The following is a 19,080-nucleotide window of genomic DNA, read 5'->3' as shown; positions in this document are numbered from 1 at the left end:
AGGAACAACCGGCCGGCGTCGATCTCGGTGAGCTCGAACAGCTTGTCGCGGAGGCCGATACCGGTGGCAGGCATCCCAGCGGAATAGTCGCTCGCATCCTGCTCTGGGTTGCAGTTGCGTGGTCGCTTTTCCAGCTCTGGTACGCTTCGCCTTTGCCGTTCGTGTTCGGCTTCGGCATCCTCAATGACACCGAAGCGCGCGCCATCCATCTCGGCTTTGCGCTGTTCTTGACCTTCCTCGCCTATCCGGCGCTGAGATCCTCGCCCCGCGATCGCGTGCCAGTGCTCGACTGGGTGCTGGCCGTGGTGGGCGGATTCGCCGGCGCCTACCTCTTTCTCTTTTACGTCCAGCTTTCCGGACGGCCGGGGCAGCCGACCACGCTCGATCTCGTCACCGGCACCGTTGGCATCCTGTTGCTCCTCGAGGCGACGCGCCGCGCGCTCGGCCTTCCGATGGTGGTCGTGGCGTGTGTCTTCATCTTCTACACCTTTGCCGGCCAGTACATGCCGGACGTGATCCAGCATCGCGGCGCTTCGCTCAATAAGTTTCTAAACCATCAATGGCTGACCACCGAAGGCGTCTTCGGAATCGCGCTTGGCGTGTCGACGAGCTTCGTCTTTCTCTTCGTCCTGTTCGGCACGCTTTTGGAGAAGGCAGGCGCCGGCAACTGGATGATGCAGATCTCCATCGCGCTGCTCGGCCATTTGCGCGGTGGTCCGGCAAAGGTCGCCGTGGTCTCATCGGCCCTCAACGGCGTAGTGTCCGGCTCGTCCGTCTCCAATGTGGTGTCGGGCGGCATCTTCACCATCCCGCTGATGAAGCGCACCGGCCTTTCCGGTGTCAAGGCGGGCGCCATCGAGGCCGCGGCCTCGATCAACGGCCAGATTATGCCGCCGGTCATGGGTGCGGCCGCCTTCCTGATGGTCGAGTACGTTGGCATTCCCTATTCGGAGATCGTCAAGCACGCGCTGTTGCCGGCGGTTTTTTCCTACATAGCACTGCTCTACATGGTTCACCTCGAAGCGATAAAGATGGACCTGAAGACGATCCCGCAGCGTCCGACGCCGGCAAGAGAACGAATGCTGCGGATGGGGCTGGGACTGTCGGGCAGCATTCTCGCCGTCTGTATCGTCTATTACGGCATTGTTGCTATCCAGGCTGTCTTGGGCGGGACCGCGCCGCCGGTGCTCGCAGTCGCTGGCGTGGCTCTCTACGTCGCCTCCGTCTGGTATTCCTCCCGCTATCCGGATCTCGCGCTCGACGACCCGAACGCGCCGATCCTGGAACTGCCGCGCGCCTGGGACGTCACGCGGACCGGGCTCGATTTCCTGATCCCGATCGCCGTGCTTCTGTGGTGCCTGATGGTCGAGCAGATGTCGCCTGGCCTCTCGGCATTCTGGGCAACGGTCTCGATCCTCGGTATTGTCGCCACCCGCAAGCCGCTGATGGCGGTATTTCGTAAAGAAAACCTCGTCGCCTCGGTGCGTGCTGCCTGGGACGACCTGATCGACGGGCTGGCGCTCGGCGCCCGCAACATGATCGGCATCGGTATCGCCACGGCCACCGCCGGCATCGTCGTCGGCACGATCACGCTGACCGGTCTCGGCCTGATGATGACGGAGCTCGTCGAGTTAATCTCCGGCGGCAACGTCATCCTGATGCTGATCCTCATCGCAGCGATCAGCCTTGTGCTCGGCATGGGTATCCCGACCACCGCAAACTACATCCTGGTCGCCACGCTGATGGCGCCGGTCGTGGTCGATCTCGGTGCGCAGGCCGGATTGCCAATCCCGTTGATCGCTGTCCACCTGTTCGTCTTTTACTTCGGTATCATGGCGGATATCACTCCGCCCGTCGGGCTGGCGGCCTTCGCGGCGGCGGCGATTTCCAAGGAAGATCCGATCGCCACCGGTTTCCAGGGCGCGCTCTATTCGCTGCGTACCGCGATCCTGCCCTTCGTCTTCATCTTCAACCCGGCGATCCTGCTGATCGGAGTCGACACCTGGCCTCAAACGATCTGGGTGGCGACGGTCTCATTGATCGCCATCCTGCTTTTTTCGGCCGCGACCATGAACTGGTTCGTGACGAAAAGCCGTCTGTGGGAAAGTGCCGCCCTGCTTCTCATCTGCTTCACGCTGTTTCGGCCGGACTGGTGGCTCAACCAGGTGTCGCCGCCTTACGAGGAATTGCCGGCGAGCGAGTTCCTGTCGGCAGTCGGGCAGGCGCCGGCCGACGGCCGCATCAATTTCGTCGTCGAGGGTGTCGACCTCATGGGCGAAGATGTACGCAAGACCGTCAACGTGCCGCTCGGCGAGCCGGGCGAGCCGCTGGAGCGGCTGCGCGGCATCGGTCTTACCATCACGCAAGCGGGCGACGCGCTGATGATCAGCAATGTCGATTTCGGATCCTACGCCAAGCGCATCGGGCTGGATGTCGGATATGACGTGGTGGCGGTGCTCAGAAAGGCCGACCAGCCGTCGAGCCTCATTCCAATCGGCCTGGCGCTTGCTGCGACCGCCGGCGTTGCGGCTCTGCAGTTTGCGCGAGCCCGCAAGCAGGCGGAGGTAGGCGGGGCGACTGGCTAAGTCTGGAACGGTTGACAACAGCTGGCGGCAGGCGCCGGGAAAAACCTCAGTCGGCGGTCAGGACAACCTTGACGCTCTGCGAGCGGTCGGCGGCCAGGCGAAACGCGTCGCGTGCCGAGGAAAGGGGGCGTTCCGCGGTCACCAGCTTCAGGACGTCTATGTCGCCGCCGACGATGAGATCGACCGCCTGGTTGAATTCTGCGCCGAAGCGGAACGTGCCCTTCAGGTCGATTTCCTTGGCCATCAGCGCATTGGCCGCCACCGGGATCTGACCACCCGGAAGATTGCCGACCTGAACGACCGTGCCGCCGCGCCGGACGCTGGCGATCGCCGCCGCGAGGCCCGCTGCGGTGCCTGAGATCTCGAACGCGACATCGATCGCCTTGTCGGCCGCGAGCGCCTTGAGTTCCTCGTCGCCGCCAGACAGGTCGATCGTCCTGTTTGCTCCAAGTTTGCTGGCGAAGGCAAGCGGCGCCTCTGCTATGTCGACGACGGTGAGATCGTCACACCCCTTGAGCCTGGCGGCGAGCATGGTCAAAAGCCCGATGGGGCCGGCGCCGAACAGGATGACGTTGCGGCCGGCGATGTCGCCGGCCCGCGCCACTGCGTGCAGGCTGACGGCGAGCGGTTCGGCGAGTGCCGCCGCCTGGTAGGCGACATCAGGCGGGACCTTGATGCATTGCGCGGGTGTGGCGTCGAACACGCTGGCAAAACCGCCCTGCATGTGCGGCGTTTTCGACGCCGAGCCCATGAAATAGATGTTTTCGCAGAGATTGGCGCGGCCCTCCGCGCATCGCGCGCATTGTCCGCACCAGCGCGACGGGTTGACCGCCACGCGATCGCCGACGGCAAGTCCTGACGCGTCCGCGTTGATTTCCACGATCTCTCCGGCGACCTCGTGGCCGAGCACGAGCGGCGATGTGACGACAAAATCGCCGGTCCGCGCATGCCGGAAATAGTGCAGGTCGGAACCGCAGATGCCGCCTGCGCCGAAGCGCACGCGCACCATTCCCGGTGCGAGGGGGCAGAGCGGGTGCTCGACGACCCGCAGATCCTCAGGGCCGAACAGCGTCGCAGCGACTGCGCTATCGATCATCGGATCAGTCCCATTTGCGTCGGTAGCCACAGCGTGATGGCGGGGATGAAGGTGATCAGGATCAGCGCAACGATCAACGGAACGAGCCAGGGCAGAATTGCCATGGTCGTGCGCTCGACCGACAGCTTGGCGACCCGCGAGAGGACGAACAGCACCATGCCGAGCGGCGGATGGAGGAGACCAATCATCAGATTAAGCGTCATGATCAGGCCGAAATGCACCGGGTTGATGCCGTACACGGCGGCCACCGGCAACAGGATGGGCACGAGAATGGTGATCGCCGCGATCGTATCGAGGAAGCAGCCGACCACCAACATCAGGACGTTCACCAGGATGAGGAAGACCCACTTGTTGTCGGTCAGCGCGAAGATGAAGGTCGAGAATAGCTGTGCCGCTTGGCTGACGGTGAGCAGCCAGGCGAATATCGAGGCGGCCGTGACGATGAAGAGCACGGAGGCCGTCGTCTCGATCGTGTCGAAGCTGGCCTTTGCCAGCGTGCGCAGCGTCATCGTGCGGTAGCGCACCAACCCGAGGAAAAGCGACCAGATCACGGCGGCCATCGCCGCCTCGGTCGGCGTGAACCAGCCCATCGTCATGCCGCCGATCAGGATTACCGGCGTCATCAGCGCCATGACCGCGGAGAAATTGAAATACCAGTCGGCCGCAATCAGCACCAGCAGCGCGATGCCGACCGCGACATTGATGGACAGGCCAAGCTGCACCAGCAGATAGCAGGCGAGCGGGAAGGCAGCCACCACCAGCACCTCGCCGGCAGCTTCGGCGAGCCGTCCAAGCTCGAACGACGTGTCGGAGCCCCAGCCGCGCCTGTAAGCGAAGATGGCGACCGTCACCATCATCAGCACGGTCATCACCACACCGGGCAAGATGCCGGCCATGAACAGCGCGCCGATCGAGACATTCGCCATCATGCCGTAGATGACGAAGGGCAGCGACGGCGGGAAGATCGGCCCGAGCGTGGCCGATGCTGCGGTGACCCCGACGGCCGCCTCGATCGGATAGCCGTGATCCTTCATCGCCTTGATCTCGATCGTGCCGATGCCGGCGGCGTCGGCGAGCGCGGTGCCCGACATGCCAGAAAAGATCACCGATCCGATGATGTTGACCTGCGCCAGGCCGCCCTTCATCCAGCCGACCAGGGCAAGGGCGAAGGCGTAGATGCGCCCGGTGACGCCCGCAATATTCATGAGATTGCCGGCAAGGATGAAGAAGGGAACGGCGAGCAGCGGAAAGCTCTCCACCCCGGCAATCATGCGCTGGGCCGCAATGATGTCGGGCGCGACGCCATAGAGCACGAGGTAGAGCACCGAGGCAGTCGCCATCGACACGGCTACCGGCACGCCAATCAGCATTAGGACAAGAAAGCCTCCGACCAAAAGCAGCATCGCTCAGTCTCCCGCCGTTTCGAACGCACCCGGGCGCTCAAGAACCGAATAGCCGCGCCTGTAGTTGCCGACAAAGACCTGGATCGAGCGCACGAACATCAGCGCGAAGCCTGCCAGGACGGCGTAGAAGAACCAGCGGCGCGGCAGGTTGACGGTGACCATGCGTTCGTGCGCCACGATCGAGACGTAGCGCCACATCAGCCAGGTTCCGTAGGCGAAGAAGACGACACGAATGACGTCGACAGCGAGTGCCAGCCAGCGGCCGACACGCTCCGGCAGGTAATGGTAGAGTACATCGACATGGATGTGACGCGAGACGCGCACGCACATGGCGGCGCCGAGAAAAACGACGACGACCAGCGCGTTGATGGCGATCTCCTCGGTCCAGGCAAGGCTGTTGTTCAGCGCATAGCGGGTGAAGAACTGCAGGAAGACACAGACGACCATGCCCCAGAACACGGCGAGCGTGATCCAGTCCTCGATGCCGTGGTCCGACAGGTCAATGTGTACCGGCACCTCCTCGAAAGCGTGGGCGATCTCTTCGACAGTGATCTCGGCATGGTGTTCCTCGGCCATTGGCGCGGGCTCCCGAAGCTGGTGAGTCGTCAAGGGTTGGAAAGGCCGTCCGGCGCAACGTGGGGCCGGACGGGCGGGCAGGTTAAAGCGGCGAATCCGGTTGCCGCTCTATCCCCTTGTCTGAGCACCTGATTTTCCCGATACTCTACTTGATCGCGCGGATCGCTTCCCAATCGGCCTTGTTGTAGCCAAACTCCTCGAACGTGACCTTCTCAAGCACATTCTTCTCAAAATCGGCACGGTCGATGTCGGTCACGGTGATGCCGCGATCCTTGAACACCTGCACCAGTTCCTTTTCGCGCGCGACGATCTTTGCCGTGGCACGGGCGGCCGCCTCCTGCATCACCTCCGTGAAGATCTGCTTGTCCTCGTCGGAAAGCGAGGCCCAGCGCGACTGCGATACGATCGTGTTGAGGTGATCGACGATGTGTCCGGTGAGCACGATGTGCTTCTGCACCTCGTAGAATTTCTTCGCCTCGATGGTGGTCAGCGGGTTCTCCTGAGCCTCGACTGTGCCGTTCTGCAGGGCCAGATACACCTCGGCGAAAGCGATCGGCGCGGTGTTGGCGCCGCAGGCACGCGGCATGGCGAGATAGGCCGGCACGTCGGGGACGCGCATCTTCAGACCTTGCATGTCGGCGCATTTGGCGATCGGCCGGTTTGAGGTGGTCTGCCGGGTGCCATAATAGGTGGTGGCCGTTATGTGATGGCCGGACTTTTCCTCGTAGCCCTTGGTCAACGCCTTGTAGACGTCGCTTTTGGTGTATTTCAGCAGATGGTCGGCGTCGCGGAAGATGTAGGGGAAATAGGTGACGCCGATCGGCGGATATTCGCGCGCCGCGAAGCTCGACCCGGAGATGATGATATCGACCGTGCCGAGCGTCAGGCCCTGGTTTATGTCTGCTTCCTTGCCGAGCTGCGAGGCCGGATAGACGTCGACGGTGTAGCGGCCCTGAGTGCGCTTCTTAATCTCCTCCGCTGCCCACACGGACTCGGTATGGAAGGGCTCCGACGTCTCATACACGTGGGCCCATTTCAGAGCTGTCTGCGCCGAGGCCGAAGCCAAAGGCATAGCGATCGCTGCGATCGCACCGAGTAGAACTGCGTATTTTCTCAGCATTGTGTTCCTCCCTGAGGTTGGATTTGACTGCTCCGACCGGATCTCCCCCCGGCCGACTGCTAGATATTTTAGTTGAGCATCGGATTTCCCAAAACCGATTCCTGCTTTTGGGTCCGATGCTCTATTCCGCGACCTCCCTGGCCACGGATTTCTCACCGAAATTGCGTGAGAATCTCAGTTGCGACTGACGCAGATGTTCCTGCATGGCGGCCTTCGCCCGTTCGGGCTCGCGCGCCGCGATCGCGTCCCGCACCGCGCGATGCTCCTCCGCGGCGGCCCGCCAGGAATCCCTGTTCTCGAAATAACTCGACAGGCGTTCGAAATATGGGTTCATGCGCTGGTCGAAAAGCTCGCCGATGCAGCGCACCAGGACGGCGTTTCCGAGAATGCCCGCCACCATCGTATGGAACTCGCGGTCGAGCGCGATCGTCGTCTTGGTCGGGTGAGGTATGTCCTCCATCCGGCGCAACACGTCGTCCATATGTTCGATGTCGATCGGCCGAACATGGAGGGCGGCTTCGGCGGCGATCGCCCCTTCGATGAACTCGCGTGCCCGCAACAGCTCGAACGGGCCTTCATCCATCTCTGCAGTCAAAACCTCGGCACGCGGCCGGTCGGTGACGTAGATGCCGGAGCCGACGCGAATGCGTATGCGCCCCTCGACCTCGAGCGCGATCAGCGCTTCACGGACGGTCGGGCGGGAGATGCCAAGCTGATCGGCCAGTTCGCGCTCAGTCGGCAGGCGATCGCCGACTACGAACTCGCCCGCGTCGATCAGTTGCCTGAGCTGATCGGCGATCTGTCGGTAAAGTCGACGCGGTTCAACGGCCTGGATCGGCATTCTCACCCAGTTCTACTTCAACAGAATCATCGGGCTGGTCCCGGATCGGTAAATTGGTCTGACCTATTAATCGAAGGTGCCGCGAAAAAAGCGGAGAGTCAAGCAGCAGAGAACGCCCATGGAACTCATTCTCCGTGACTTTCTTGGAAACGACGGATCGGCCATGGCTGGACGGCAACTCTTGACCTTCCAGCAACTGGAAGGCTTATCGAATGGTTTCGCCGCCAGCACCATCTCCGGGAGTTTCTAGGGGAAGGGCCTGCGACGCGGCGCGTTCAAGGGGGCGGACGAAACAGTCCGTCGCTCTAAGGTCAGTGGAGAGAAAACCGACAGGAGTTCTGCAGTGTTCGTACAGCCCGTCGACTACTTTCTTGCAGTCTGGTTCGTTCTAGCGGCCCTCAGCACGGCTTACGTGGCGTGGGATCAGTTCCGCAACAATCCCGAGCCCGTGGTAATGAAATGGGGCTTCATCCTGGTCACGCTCTATATGGGGCCGCTGGGGTTGCTGATTTACGTGCTGGCCGACAAGGAGCCTCGGCCGGGCGAACACGAGGCGTTCACCAAGCCGCTCTGGAAGCAAGGCGTCGGCTCGACGATCCACTGCGTCGCCGGAGACGCCACCGGCATCATCCTCGCGGCAGCAATCACCGCCGCTCTCGGGCTGCCGATGTGGATCGACCTCATCGTTGAGTATGTTGCCGGGTTCGCGTTCGGCCTGTTTATCTTCCAGTCGCTGTTCATGAAATCGATGATGGGCGGCACCTATTGGGAGAATGTCCGCAAGAGCTTCATGCCAGAGTTCATCAGCATGAATTTCATGATGGCGGGCATGGCGCCGGTCATGAGCTTCCTGATGATGGGCAGCGACATGCGGGCCATGGAACCGACCGAGCTCCTGTTCTGGGGCGTGATGTCGTTTGGCGTGATTGTTGGATTCATCACTGCATATCCTGCCAACGTATGGATGGTGGCCCGTGGCCTGAAGCATGGGCTGATGACCGAACGCAAACCGGAATTCGACAAGGCGAGGGAAGGCAGGCGCGAGCACGCGCATAGCGGCGCGGAAGCCGGGGTAGCGGGGCACCGTCACCACGAGGAAAAGCGCGAGCCTGAACCGACGGGAGATCGACCAAGCCACAGCGCTCACGCGCGCGTTGACGAACACGCTAACCCTGGACATGGCGGCGCGGGCGGCAATCCAGGGGTTGGCCATCATGGATCCGGCCACAGATCGACGCATGGGGGAGCGGGCATCGCTGCCTTTGCGAGGATCGGCCGTCATCCGCTTCATCCTATGCTCGTGCCGCTTCCGATCGGATTTTTCATGGCGGCACTGCTTGCCGACATCGCCTATTGGCTTACGGCTTCGCCGGCAACGGCGAGCGCAGCCACATGGCTGATTGCCGGCGGCGTCGTGACCGTCGCTGCTACCGCGGGTCTGGCCGACTTTTTGGCAAACGCCGAGATTCGCGCGCTCTACCACGCACGCTATCATCTCGTCGGAAACGTCGCGGTTCTGGCGATAGGAGCAGCCAGCCTGTGGTTGCGAAATTCAGTGGGTGAGGCCGATACCGTGCTGCCTTGGGGTCTCTCAATGTCCGCAGCAGTCGTCGCCCTGTTGGCATTCACGGGGTGGCATGGAGGCGAGATGGTCTTTGGCCACGGCGTCGGCATGCAGGCGCATCAGCATGAAGCTGGGCACAGGGTCCGTCGGCAGGGATCTCGATCCGGCCACGGCTCAGCCCATGGCAATGGGGGAGGCGGGTCGCGTGGTCCGCATGGCGGTCACGGGATGGAACCGGATGCAACCGTCCCGCAACTCGCGGCCTTCGGCGGCGTGTCCGTGCTTGCGCTGGCGCTCGGCATGATCGCTCCGGCCAATTGGGTAAACCTCACCCTCAGCGCGCGAGACGTCGGCGGCGCTATCATGCCGCCGGGTATGGTTATGGACCGCGACACGCCGGCTGCAGCGATGCTCGACATGGCCGCCGTGCATCCTCGCCTGGTCACGGCCAGTCATGGCCTGGAGGTACGCGGCGACCGGGAACTGCAAGCCAGGATGGAGAACGGGGTGAAGGTGTTCGACCTTGAAACGTCGGTCATCCGCTGGGCGATCCTGCCTGACGTGAAAGTCGATGCCTATGCGATCAACGGTCAGGTTCCGGGCCCGCGGCTGCATATCCGGCAAGGCGACCGCGTGCGCATCAACGTCACGAACCGCCTGCCGGAGAGCACGACCCTGCACTGGCATGGATTGATCCTGCCGAACGAAATGGATGGCCCGGCCGAGATCACGCAGGAGCCCATCCCGCCCGGCGGCAGCTACCGATATGAATTCACGGCGGGCCAATCAGGGACCTACTTCTATCACTCGCATGACCATGTCGATCGCCAGCAGGCGCTCGGACTCTACGGCGCGCTCATCATCGATCCTGCCAATCCCCAGGACGAGATTGCGGCAGACCACGACTATGTTATTCAGCTTCAGGAATGGCTGATGCGGGAGGGCCTGACCTTTCCGTCGATGCCGATGGACGGTGGGCAGCCGAATTATTTCACGATCAACGGCCGCGCCTATCCTTCGACGGACACGATCAGGATGAAGGTCGGCGAAACTCTGAAGGTACGCTTCATCGGCACCAATAATGGGTTTATCCACCCGATGCACATCCACGGCGGTCCATTCGAAGTTGTCGCCCGCGACGGCGAGACGATCCCGGAGTCGGCGCGTTTCCTTGCCGACACAGTCAACGTCGGACCAGGGCAACGCTACGATGTCGTCTGGCAGGCACGTCGGCCCGGAAAATGGCTGATCCACTGCCATATCGGGCACCATACGACCAACAACAATGTCGAAGAGAAGGGCGGTGGCGGACTGATGGTCGTGATCGATGTGCAATCCTGAAGCCCTTCCGCAAAGCGAAAACATAGATGGATGTGTTTGCCGTATACGGCGGCCTATTTGCTGTTGCCTTCGCCGCGGCGACCATCCTTCCGGCGCAGTCGGAGGCCGCCCTTGCAGGGCTCCTCGCCACGGGTTCCTTCTCGCCCGCAGTGCTGGTTGGTGTCGCCAGCATAGGCAACGTCCTGGGCTCGGCGGTGAACTGGGGGCTTGGTCGAGGGATCGAACGCTTCCGGGACAGGCCATGGTTTCCGCTGCGTCCTGCGATGCTCAACCGCGCAACGAACTGGTATCGCCGTTACGGTAGATGGTCGCTCCTGTTAAGCTGGATGCCGATCATCGGCGACCCGCTGACCGTGGTCGCTGGGGTCTTGCGCGAGCCGCTATGGAGCTTTGTCGCAATCGTCGCCCTCGCGAAGGTTTCGCGTTATCTGGTCGTCGCCGGGGCGGTGCTGAACCTGATGTAAAACCGGAATCGCGGACATCGCAGCGCCGCTTTTTGCGCGGGCCATAAACAGGCCATACAAAAATGTATGAAAAATGTGGTGGCACATGGCGGCTTCGAGCAATACCGTCCTTACAACAACCTTCACTTTTGGTTGCACTGCAGCAAACTGGTCGAGGGCGGCCTTGACAAATCAGCCGAACAATTGTCGGAAGGGTTGATGAGGACTCTTGGTCGATTCACGATCCTAGGAAACGCACCGCTCCGAGCAATGCTGGCGGTTTTGTTCCTGGTCATGTCGGCTCTTCAGCCTGGTCTGTTCGCCACAGCCAATGCCACGGGTTTTCACGCCGGGGTGCATCTCCAGGCCGAGACAGCCGCACACGATATGGGCGATCACGGCGCCACGGCGGACGACGCGGACACATCGGAGCATCATCACGGCGCCAAGCAATCCGCCGACAAGAGCTGTGAAGCCCATTGCGCGCCGGCAAATGCCGTGCCGGTCGACTGCCCTGACTTGGAGCATGTTGTCTCCCGTTGCTTTGCGCCCGTCGTTGCCGTCACTTTGCCGCTTGGCGAATACACAGCGCTCATAAGGCCCCCCAAACATCTGAACTGACGCGCCCTTTCGGGGCGTTCGCGCGCAGCGTCGGGAATCCGTTCCCGCGCGGCCAAACGCATACGTCATGTTTCAGGTCTACAATGAAAATCGCAAGCTCCGCGATGCTCGCATCGCTGTTAGTTACCGGATGTGCGGCAACCACGCCGCCGGACATCCTTCCCGCCTTCAATCCGGCCGATCCCGCAATGGGCGTCCGTGATGTGCACTACCACCCGGTCGTCGTCGACTATCGCCACCGGGAGCCAGTCGATCCGCGGAATTGGCGGCGTCTCAATCAAGAACGTTCTCCCGTGAACCCGGGAGCCGGATCATGACGCGCCGGTTCCTGACCATAGCTGCAGTGGTGACCATTCCGCTGATCGCAGCCGGATGCACGACCAGCGGGGTCCTTGATGGCATCTCGGCCCCGATGGCCGGCTTCACGACAGTTGCGGCGCGTGCCGAGTCCGTGACCGGCAAGAAAACCGTATGGGTGCAATCCAGCGAGGAAGCGCGGACGGCTTCAGAGCGCGTGAAGCGCCTCGTCCAGAAGAAGACAATCGGCCCGGACACCGCGGTGCAGGTCGCCTTGCTCAACAACAAGGGCCTGCAGGCCGCCTACGCCGAGATCGGTTTGTCGGCGGCCGACATGTGGCAGGAGACGATGCTCGTCAATCCGACGATCTCCGTCGGCATGATCGGTGTCGATCCCGTGCGGACGATTGAAGGAGCGGTGGTCAGCAACATCCTTGCGCTGGCGACCCACAAGCGGCGCGTCGCAGTCGCGGATGCACGTTTCCGTCAGGCCCAGCTCCGCGCCGGCGAAGAAACGCTACGACTGGCTGCGGATACGCGGCGGGCCTGGATCAATGCTGTCTCGGCCTGGGAGAGCGTTTCCTATCTGAACAAGGCGCAAGCCGCCGCCGACTCTGCCTCCGAACTCGCTCAAAAACTTGGAGAGACGGGTGCCTTCACAAAGACCGGCCAAGCCCGCGAACACGTCTTTTATGCCGAGATCACCGGTCAGGCGGCGGAAGCGCGGCTCGCTGCCCGGACTGCCAAGGAAGAGCTCACCCGGCTGATGGGTCTATGGGGACCGGACGTCGATTACTCGGTCCCCAACATGCTTCCAGCCCTGCCCAAAGGGGCCAAGGCCAAACGCGCGATCGAGGCTGAGGCGCTAAAAAATCGCGTCGATCTCGAGATCGCGAAACTTGAGCTGGAGGCGCTGGCGAAATCCTACGGTCTGACCGAGGCGACGCGCTACGTCAGCGACCTGGAACTACTTTCCGGCGTCGAGGTGGAACGCGAGGAGTCGGAGGAGGGCGGAACGGAGACGAGTGTCTCACCCACTCTCGAGCTCGAGCTCGTCATTCCGATTTTCGATACCGGCAAGGCACGCATGCGCAAGGCCGAGCTTGCCTACATGCAAGCCGCAAACCGGTTCGCGGAAAAGGCGGTCAACATCCGGTCGGAGGCGAGATCCGCCTATGACGCCTACCGTTCGACCTACGACATTGCCCGGCACTATCGGAACAATGTTGTGCCGCTGCGAACAAAGATCGAGGCGGAGTCGGTCCTCACCTACAACGGCATGATCACCAACACGTTCGAGCTGCTGGCGGACACACGCGCGAAAATCAGCTCGATCATGCTTTCCCTCAACGCCAAGCGCAATTTCTGGCTGGCCGATGTCAATCTCGGAACCGCCATCCACGGCGGCGGCGCGAGCGCGTCCGGGGGCGGCGACGCACCGGCGGCGGCCGAAGCAGGCGCCGAAGGCCACTGAATTCAAGGAGAAGAAAAATGCTTTCAAGACGTCAGTTGTTAGGCGCGGGAGCCCTGCTCGCCGGCGCCACTGCATGGACCAAAACGTCCGCGATGGGGCTGCCCGACGCACCAATCATGGAGTCCCCTGATATGCAGCCTCCGATCTTCCCGACGAGCGGACCGGACTACCAGCCGGTCGTGACGCTCAACGGCTGGACCCTTCCGCATCGCATGAACAGCGGCGTGAAGGAGTTCCACCTCGTGGCCGAGCCGGTCGAGCGCGAGATGTCGCCCGGCATGACTGCCTATCTCTGGGGCTACAACGGTCAATCTCCCGGCCCGACCATAGAGGCGGTTGAGGGCGACCGAGTCCGCATCTTCGTAACAAACAAGCTGCCGGAGCATACGACGATCCATTGGCACGGCATGATCCTGCCCAACGGCATGGACGGCGTGACCGGTCTTACCCAGCCCGGGATCCCGCCCGGCAAGACCTTCGTCTACGAGTTCGACCTCGTGAAGAGCGGCACATTCATGTACCACCCGCACGCCGACGAAATGGTCCAGATGGCGATGGGCATGATGGGCTTCTTCGTCATTCATCCCAAAGACCCGAAATTCATGCGCGTGGACCGCGATTTCGTGTTCCTGCTGAACGCCTTCGATATCGAACCGGGGTCGTACGTCCCGCGCATCATGGAGATGACGGATTTCAATCTCTGGGGTTGGAATAGCCGCGTCTTTCCGGGGATCAGTCATCTTCCTGTGGCGAAAAACGACCGGGTCAGGGTTCGCGTGGGCAACCTGACCATGACCAATCATCCGATCCACATGCATGGTTACGACTTCGAGGTGACCTGCACCGATGGCGGCTGGGTCCGGCCGGAGGCGCGGTGGCCGGAGGTGTCGATCGACATTCCCGTCGGCGCCATGCGGGCATATGAGTTCGAAGCCAAATACGAGGGCGACTGGGCAATCCATTGCCATAAGTCGCACCACACAATGAACGCCATGGGCCACGACGTGCCCACGTTCATCGGCGTCGACAACTCGAAAGTCACCGACAAGATCCGCCGGGTCCAGCCAGAATACATGGCCATGGGTGACCGCGGCATGGCCGACATGGGCGAGATGGAGATGCCACTTCCCGACAACACGATTCCGATGATGACCGGCTGGGGCCAATTCGGCGCCATCGAGATGGGCGGCATGTTCTCAGTTGTGAAGGTTCGCGAGGGCCTGGCCTCGAACGATTACGCCGATCCGGGATGGTACCAGCATCCGGAGGGAACCGTGGCTTACGAGTGGAAGGGGGATGTCCCCGCTCCGACGAAATCAGGCGACGCAAAAACGATGGCCCCGGCAGCGCACGGCGGTCACGGCAAACAGGGATGAGAAACCGAAACCCCTCAACCTCAACAATGAGAGAAAGTGCAGCATGAAACGTATAATCGCAGCGGCCGTTTTGATGGCGGTCAGTTCGGGAGCAGCTCTTGCCGGTGGAACCCATGCCGGAGGCCATGGCGACAAAGCCGCCACAATGCCGATCGGCAGCCCTGGCGAGGCTAGCAAGGCAAAACGGACCATCAACATCTCGATGTCGGAGAAGGACGACGGAAAAATGTTGTTCCAACCGGCCGTCCTCAAGGTGAAGAAGGGCGAGACCGTTCGCCTGAAATTCATCAACAAGGGCCAAATCGATCACGAGTTCGTCATGGACGTCCACGACGGAATTATGGAGCACAAGGCGCTGATGGAGAAATTCCCCGAGATGGAGCACGCCGATCCCAACGCGATCCGGCTGGCGCCCGGCGCCAGAGGCGAGATCATCTGGACGTTCGCCAATGCCGGCGAATTCGGCTTCGCCTGCCTGGTCCCGGGCCACTACGATTCCGGCATGAAGGGCGACATCACCGTCGCCAACTGACTGCTAAACCGCAAAGGAAGCTAATCATGACACTATTGGTAAAGGCTCTCTCGGCACTCGCGCTCGTGCTCGCCATCGGCGGGAGCGCGCTTGCGCAGGAATACGTGAAGGGCGAAGTCATCAAGGTCGACGCCAAACAGAAGAAGCTGACGATCAAGCACGAGCCGCTGACCAATCTCGACATGCCTGCGATGACGATGGTGTTCGTCGTCGCCGAGCAGGGCCTGCTCGAGAAGGTCAAAACCGGTCAGGCGATCGAGTTCACAGCCGACCGCGTCAACGGACGCATCACGGTCACCGGCATCAAGTGATCCGGGACTGGTGCCGCGGGTTGAAAAATCCGCGGCGCCGGAGGTTTTCGCAAGCGATCCGGCGCGACAGTTTGCAAGGTGATGAGTTCCAAGGCGCTTTTCGCCTGGGACCGTGTTGTCGATTCAGTGCACGGATGTTGAGACGTCAGACCCCAGTACCTGGCCGGTGGAAAGGCCGCGTCGCCGACTAAGGGCACCAGGCTGAAAAACCCGCCGTCAAAACCTCACTGAGACATCGCTTCGGACGCCATCGCGGGCAGAAGCAAACTGGCCAAAAGGTCATCAACGCTTGGCGCACCAAGCCAGATGAGAGATTAGCATTATGAAAATTCTCTTAGTCGAAGACGACGAACAAATCAGCCGTTACATCGAAAATGGACTGAGCTCTTCCGGCCATGTGGTTGATGTCCTGACAGACGGGCGCGATGCTTTGCTTGTCGGACTGCGCGAACCCTATGACGTCGCCATTGTGGATCGGATGCTGCCTGGCCTCGATGGCTTGTCGCTCGTGCGGGGTCTTCGAGGCGCCGGCGGAAAGGTGCCAGTGATTTTCCTGACGGCAGTGGGCGGTGTCAACGATCGAGTTGAGGGATTGGAGGCAGGTGCGGACGATTACTTGATCAAGCCTTTTGCATTCTCCGAACTCCTGGCTCGGGTCAATGCTCTGCAAAGGCGCCCTCCGATCACCGCCGAAAAGGCAAAGCTGAAGGTGGCTGATCTGGAACTGGATCTCTTCAGCCGCCTCGCCACCCGCGGCGGAACGACGATCGAATTGCTCCCTCGGGAGTTCGCGCTGCTTGAACTCCTGATGCGTAACGAGGGCCGCATACTGACGAAGACCATGCTCCTTGAGCGGATCTGGAACTTCAACTTCGACCCACAAAGCACCGTGGTGGAAACCCATATTAGCCGACTGCGGGCGAAGATCGACAAACCATTTGATGTTCCGCTCCTGCGTAACACACGCAATACCGGCTACACCATTCATGGCCAACGCTAGTATCGCCAGAAGTACGTCGATCCGCCTTGCCGCGTTCTACATCTCCCTGTTTCTGCTTTCGTTCCTCGGAGCCAATTTCGTCGCTTACAACATGGTCGCCGCCTATCTTTACGAGCGGCTGGATTCCAATGTGACGGAGCGGTTCCGGGAGATTTCTTTCGCCTATGACGCGAACGGTGTCGATGGTGCTGCCGCCATGATCCGAAGCCATGGCCCGGCAATCAGGGGACAGGAGACGCTTTACACACTGAAGGATTCCGGCGGCGACTTCCTGGCTGGCAACATTGATATTTCCGACGTCCCGCCGGGATTTTCTACGCGCGCACCGACAAGCCACGAGGCGGCGCTCAACAACTACCGGCTCTACCGGAAGAACCTGGACGGCTACGACCTAACCGTCGGCGTAAGCTATGACGACACTGATCGCTTGCGCGGCATCGCGCTTGTCAGCTTCGGATGGGGAACGGCGATCGTACTTGCGGGAGGGCTCGGCGCGGGCGCGGTGTTGGCCTTCCGCACACGGCGGCGTATTGCTGGACTGTCGCGCGCTATGAAAGCCGTCGGCGCTGGCGAACTCGCTACCCGCCTGCCACTCTCCTTGCGCGGCGATGACATCGACATACTGGCAGCTGAGATAAATGTCGCGCTTGCACAGCTACAGGCCAACGTCGCGGCGATGACGCAGGTAACGACGGACATCGCGCACGATCTCAAGACGCCGATCGGTCGGCTGTTTCTAACGCTTGAGGCCGCTTCCGAAAGCAAAGACCAAACGGCCATCAGATCGCTCATCGAAAAAGCTATGGGCGAAGTTTCGCATATAGCCGGCACGTTCGAGGGCTTGCTGCGCATCTCGCAAATCGAGTCCGGCGCACGCCGTTCGCGATTTGCGCAGGTGAACGTTTCGGAGTTGGTCGCCGAAATCTACGATATCTATAGCCACATCGTCGAGGACGCCGAGCGTTCGCTGGTTCTGTCCAGTGACAGCCGAAACACGGCCTCATTCATATGGGGCGATGCCGATCTGCTGAAGCAGATGTGCGTAAATCTTATCGTCAATGCAATGCGCCATACACAACGAGGAGCCCGGATTGCGATCGGTGTCACGACGCAGGCGAATCGCTGCGCAATCGTCGTCAGCGACAACGGACCGGGCATCCCGGCGGCGGAGCGGCTGAAAGTGTTCAAGCGCTTCTATCGCCTGGAAAAGAACAGGACCACCGAAGGGACAGGGCTCGGCCTAAGTCTGGTCAAGGCCATATCGGATATGCACGGCGCGACGATTTCCCTGGGCGACAACAGGCCCGGCTTAATCGTGGAAACAGAGTTCCCGCGTAAACTATGAAAGCGTTTGAGGTTAGTCACGTGGACGGATGGTTCATATCGCCTGTGACGAAACTACAAATATTCAATAGTGGTTCTACCCATCGCTCGGTGACGCTGCGACCACATCACGACTGATGACAGCATTGCGGGTGAGAGCAGCATCATGAGGCGTTGCTTGTGTAGGCGACGACCATCCCCGAGGGGGTGGTGGAGAGTCGGTTTCCTTGGTGCGGTGTGCTGTGCTGTACAGGCTTGGTTGAGGAAGCAGTCGAGTGGACAAACCAGCCGGCGCACTGCCGGCTGGTTTGTCCTGCACTGGCTCCGCTGGGAGGATGCGGAGCTGCGGTGTTGAGCCGGCTACCGGCCCGCCCAGCTGGCGCGCTGGCGGGGGCTCCCGACCTGCCACGATGAGGGGCTCACAGCTTCGACCCGATTGTAGGCGGAACTGGAATTCTCGATATCGCCATTGTCGAGCACTTGGGAAGATACGTCGGGCTTGGATGCCGATTTCGTGGTTTCGCCCGTCGATCCATGGCCGTGCAAGACCCCGTCGATGCGGGGGCTTGTTGCGTTTCTGCCGCTGTTGGCGACACTGGCCGTGGTCATTGCCGCGAAGACTATCAATGCATATCCGATGGTGTGTTTCATGGTTCAGTCCTTTTGTCGAAAGCGAGCGTTCGAACGCTCAGCAACCACAGACTACCGGGTCGAATTCACGGGCACCTTCCCTCGGATTTACATTTTTGTGATTCTCATGCGTAGCCGCGGCTGAAACCGAAATCGGGAAGATCAGTTTTGAAGATGTTGAACGGCTGTCTCAGTTTCTCTTACGCCGATGCATCGGCTATCCAATGCGGCTTCAAAGGGAAAGAGCGCGTTCAACCAGGCGGGAGCGCGCTGGCGCAGGAATATGTGAAGGGCGAAGTCATCAAGGTCGACGCCGAACAGAAGAAGCTGACGATCAAGCACGAGCCGCTGACCAATCTCGACATGCCTGCGATGACGATGGTGTTCGTTGTCGCGGAGCAAGGCCTGCTCGGCAAAGTCAAAACCGGTCAGGCGATCGAGTTCACAGCCGACCGCGTCAACGGATGCATCACGGTCACCGGCATCAAGTAATCCGGGACAGGCACCGCGGGTTGAAAAATCAACCCGCGGCGCTGTGCTGTCGAAA

The 19,080-nt window shown here is 61.2% G+C and carries 18 protein-coding genes; 12 read left to right on the top strand and 6 right to left on the bottom strand.

The genetic code is table 11. From position 1 onward, the window contains the following. Window positions 1-83: 83 nt before the first annotated feature. Window positions 84-2,585: a TRAP transporter permease gene (locus tag RPG13_RS21065; RefSeq protein ID WP_164759354.1), complete on the top strand. Its 2,502-nt coding sequence runs from the start codon at window positions 84-86 to the stop codon at window positions 2,583-2,585. Window positions 2,586-2,631: 46 nt separating this feature from the next. Here the strand turns inward: RPG13_RS21065 and RPG13_RS21060 are convergent, their stop codons facing one another. The 5 genes from RPG13_RS21060 to RPG13_RS21040 all read right to left on the bottom strand — a co-directional run bounded on the left by RPG13_RS21060 (window position 2,632) and on the right by RPG13_RS21040 (window position 7,621). Then, a complete protein-coding gene (locus RPG13_RS21060; RefSeq protein ID WP_095485190.1) occupies window positions 2,632-3,681 on the bottom strand; it encodes an L-idonate 5-dehydrogenase in 1,050 nt (349 codons plus the stop codon). Further along, window positions 3,678-5,084 carry a TRAP transporter large permease gene (locus tag RPG13_RS21055; protein ID WP_095485189.1) on the bottom strand — a complete coding sequence of 469 codons (1,407 nt, stop codon included), beginning with the start codon at window positions 5,082-5,084 and terminating at the stop codon, window positions 3,678-3,680. The genes RPG13_RS21060 and RPG13_RS21055 overlap by 4 nt, the downstream gene beginning before the upstream one ends. 3 nt (window positions 5,085-5,087) lie before the next feature. Further along, window positions 5,088-5,660: a TRAP transporter small permease gene (locus tag RPG13_RS21050; RefSeq protein ID WP_095485188.1), complete on the bottom strand. Its 573-nt coding sequence runs from the start codon at window positions 5,658-5,660 to the stop codon at window positions 5,088-5,090. Window positions 5,661-5,805: 145 nt separating this feature from the next. After that, entirely contained in the window at window positions 5,806-6,780 is a 975-nt protein-coding gene (locus RPG13_RS21045) for a sialic acid TRAP transporter substrate-binding protein SiaP (protein ID WP_095485187.1), read from the bottom strand. A gap of 121 nt (window positions 6,781-6,901) precedes the next feature. Further along, on the bottom strand, window positions 6,902-7,621 hold the full coding sequence (locus RPG13_RS21040; protein WP_095485186.1) for a FadR/GntR family transcriptional regulator: 720 nt from the start codon (window positions 7,619-7,621) through the stop codon (window positions 6,902-6,904). A gap of 118 nt (window positions 7,622-7,739) precedes the next feature. On the opposite strand from RPG13_RS21040, the gene RPG13_RS21035 reads away from it, so the two are divergent. The 10 genes from RPG13_RS21035 to RPG13_RS20990 all read left to right on the top strand — a co-directional run bounded on the left by RPG13_RS21035 (window position 7,740) and on the right by RPG13_RS20990 (window position 17,925). Next, on the top strand, window positions 7,740-7,871 hold the full coding sequence (locus tag RPG13_RS21035) for a hypothetical protein (protein ID WP_280953364.1): 132 nt from the start codon (window positions 7,740-7,742) through the stop codon (window positions 7,869-7,871). 93 nt (window positions 7,872-7,964) lie between these two features. After that, window positions 7,965-10,526: a DUF4396 domain-containing protein gene (locus tag RPG13_RS21030; protein ID WP_337125927.1), complete on the top strand. Its 2,562-nt coding sequence runs from the start codon at window positions 7,965-7,967 to the stop codon at window positions 10,524-10,526. 26 nt (window positions 10,527-10,552) lie between these two features. Continuing rightward, window positions 10,553-10,990 (top strand): YqaA family protein, encoded by a 438-nt coding sequence (locus RPG13_RS21025; protein WP_095485185.1) that lies wholly within the window; start codon window positions 10,553-10,555, stop codon window positions 10,988-10,990. 66 nt (window positions 10,991-11,056) lie between these two features. Next, window positions 11,057-11,590: a hypothetical protein gene (locus RPG13_RS21020; RefSeq protein ID WP_095485184.1), complete on the top strand. Its 534-nt coding sequence runs from the start codon at window positions 11,057-11,059 to the stop codon at window positions 11,588-11,590. Between the two features lie 313 nt (window positions 11,591-11,903). Beyond that, window positions 11,904-13,361 carry a TolC family protein gene (locus RPG13_RS21015; protein WP_095485182.1) on the top strand — a complete coding sequence of 486 codons (1,458 nt, stop codon included), beginning with the start codon at window positions 11,904-11,906 and terminating at the stop codon, window positions 13,359-13,361. A 17-nt stretch (window positions 13,362-13,378) separates the two neighbouring features. Further along, the gene (locus tag RPG13_RS21010) at window positions 13,379-14,737 is read left to right on the top strand and encodes a multicopper oxidase family protein (RefSeq protein WP_095485181.1); all 1,359 of its coding nucleotides are present in this window, start codon (window positions 13,379-13,381) and stop codon (window positions 14,735-14,737) included. Between the two features lie 43 nt (window positions 14,738-14,780). Further along, window positions 14,781-15,269, top strand: a complete 489-nt coding sequence (locus tag RPG13_RS21005) for a cupredoxin domain-containing protein (RefSeq protein WP_127291764.1) — start codon at window positions 14,781-14,783, stop codon at window positions 15,267-15,269. A 26-nt stretch (window positions 15,270-15,295) separates the two neighbouring features. Further along, window positions 15,296-15,580 (top strand): copper-binding protein, encoded by a 285-nt coding sequence (locus RPG13_RS21000; RefSeq protein WP_126106534.1) that lies wholly within the window; start codon window positions 15,296-15,298, stop codon window positions 15,578-15,580. Between the two features lie 322 nt (window positions 15,581-15,902). Beyond that, window positions 15,903-16,580: a response regulator gene (locus RPG13_RS20995; protein WP_095485178.1), complete on the top strand. Its 678-nt coding sequence runs from the start codon at window positions 15,903-15,905 to the stop codon at window positions 16,578-16,580. Continuing rightward, window positions 16,522-17,925 (top strand): sensor histidine kinase, encoded by a 1,404-nt coding sequence (locus tag RPG13_RS20990; RefSeq protein WP_337127039.1) that lies wholly within the window; start codon window positions 16,522-16,524, stop codon window positions 17,923-17,925. The genes RPG13_RS20995 and RPG13_RS20990 overlap by 59 nt, the downstream gene beginning before the upstream one ends. A 338-nt stretch (window positions 17,926-18,263) precedes the next feature. Here RPG13_RS20990 and RPG13_RS20985 read toward each other — a convergent pair whose 3' ends face one another. Continuing rightward, window positions 18,264-18,554 (bottom strand): hypothetical protein, encoded by a 291-nt coding sequence (locus RPG13_RS20985; RefSeq protein ID WP_337125924.1) that lies wholly within the window; start codon window positions 18,552-18,554, stop codon window positions 18,264-18,266. Between the two features lie 147 nt (window positions 18,555-18,701). Between RPG13_RS20985 and RPG13_RS20980 the strand changes: the two genes are divergently transcribed. Next, a complete protein-coding gene (locus tag RPG13_RS20980; protein WP_245461450.1) occupies window positions 18,702-19,025 on the top strand; it encodes a copper-binding protein in 324 nt (107 codons plus the stop codon). The last annotated feature ends 55 nt before the right edge of the window (window positions 19,026-19,080 follow it).

This window comes from Mesorhizobium sp. ISC15 (assembly GCF_037162615.1).
Classification (GTDB): Bacteria; Pseudomonadota; Alphaproteobacteria; order Rhizobiales; family Rhizobiaceae; genus Mesorhizobium; species Mesorhizobium mediterraneum.
Note: the sequence above shows the minus strand (reverse complement) of the source record. Positions and strands in the feature narration are given on the sequence as shown.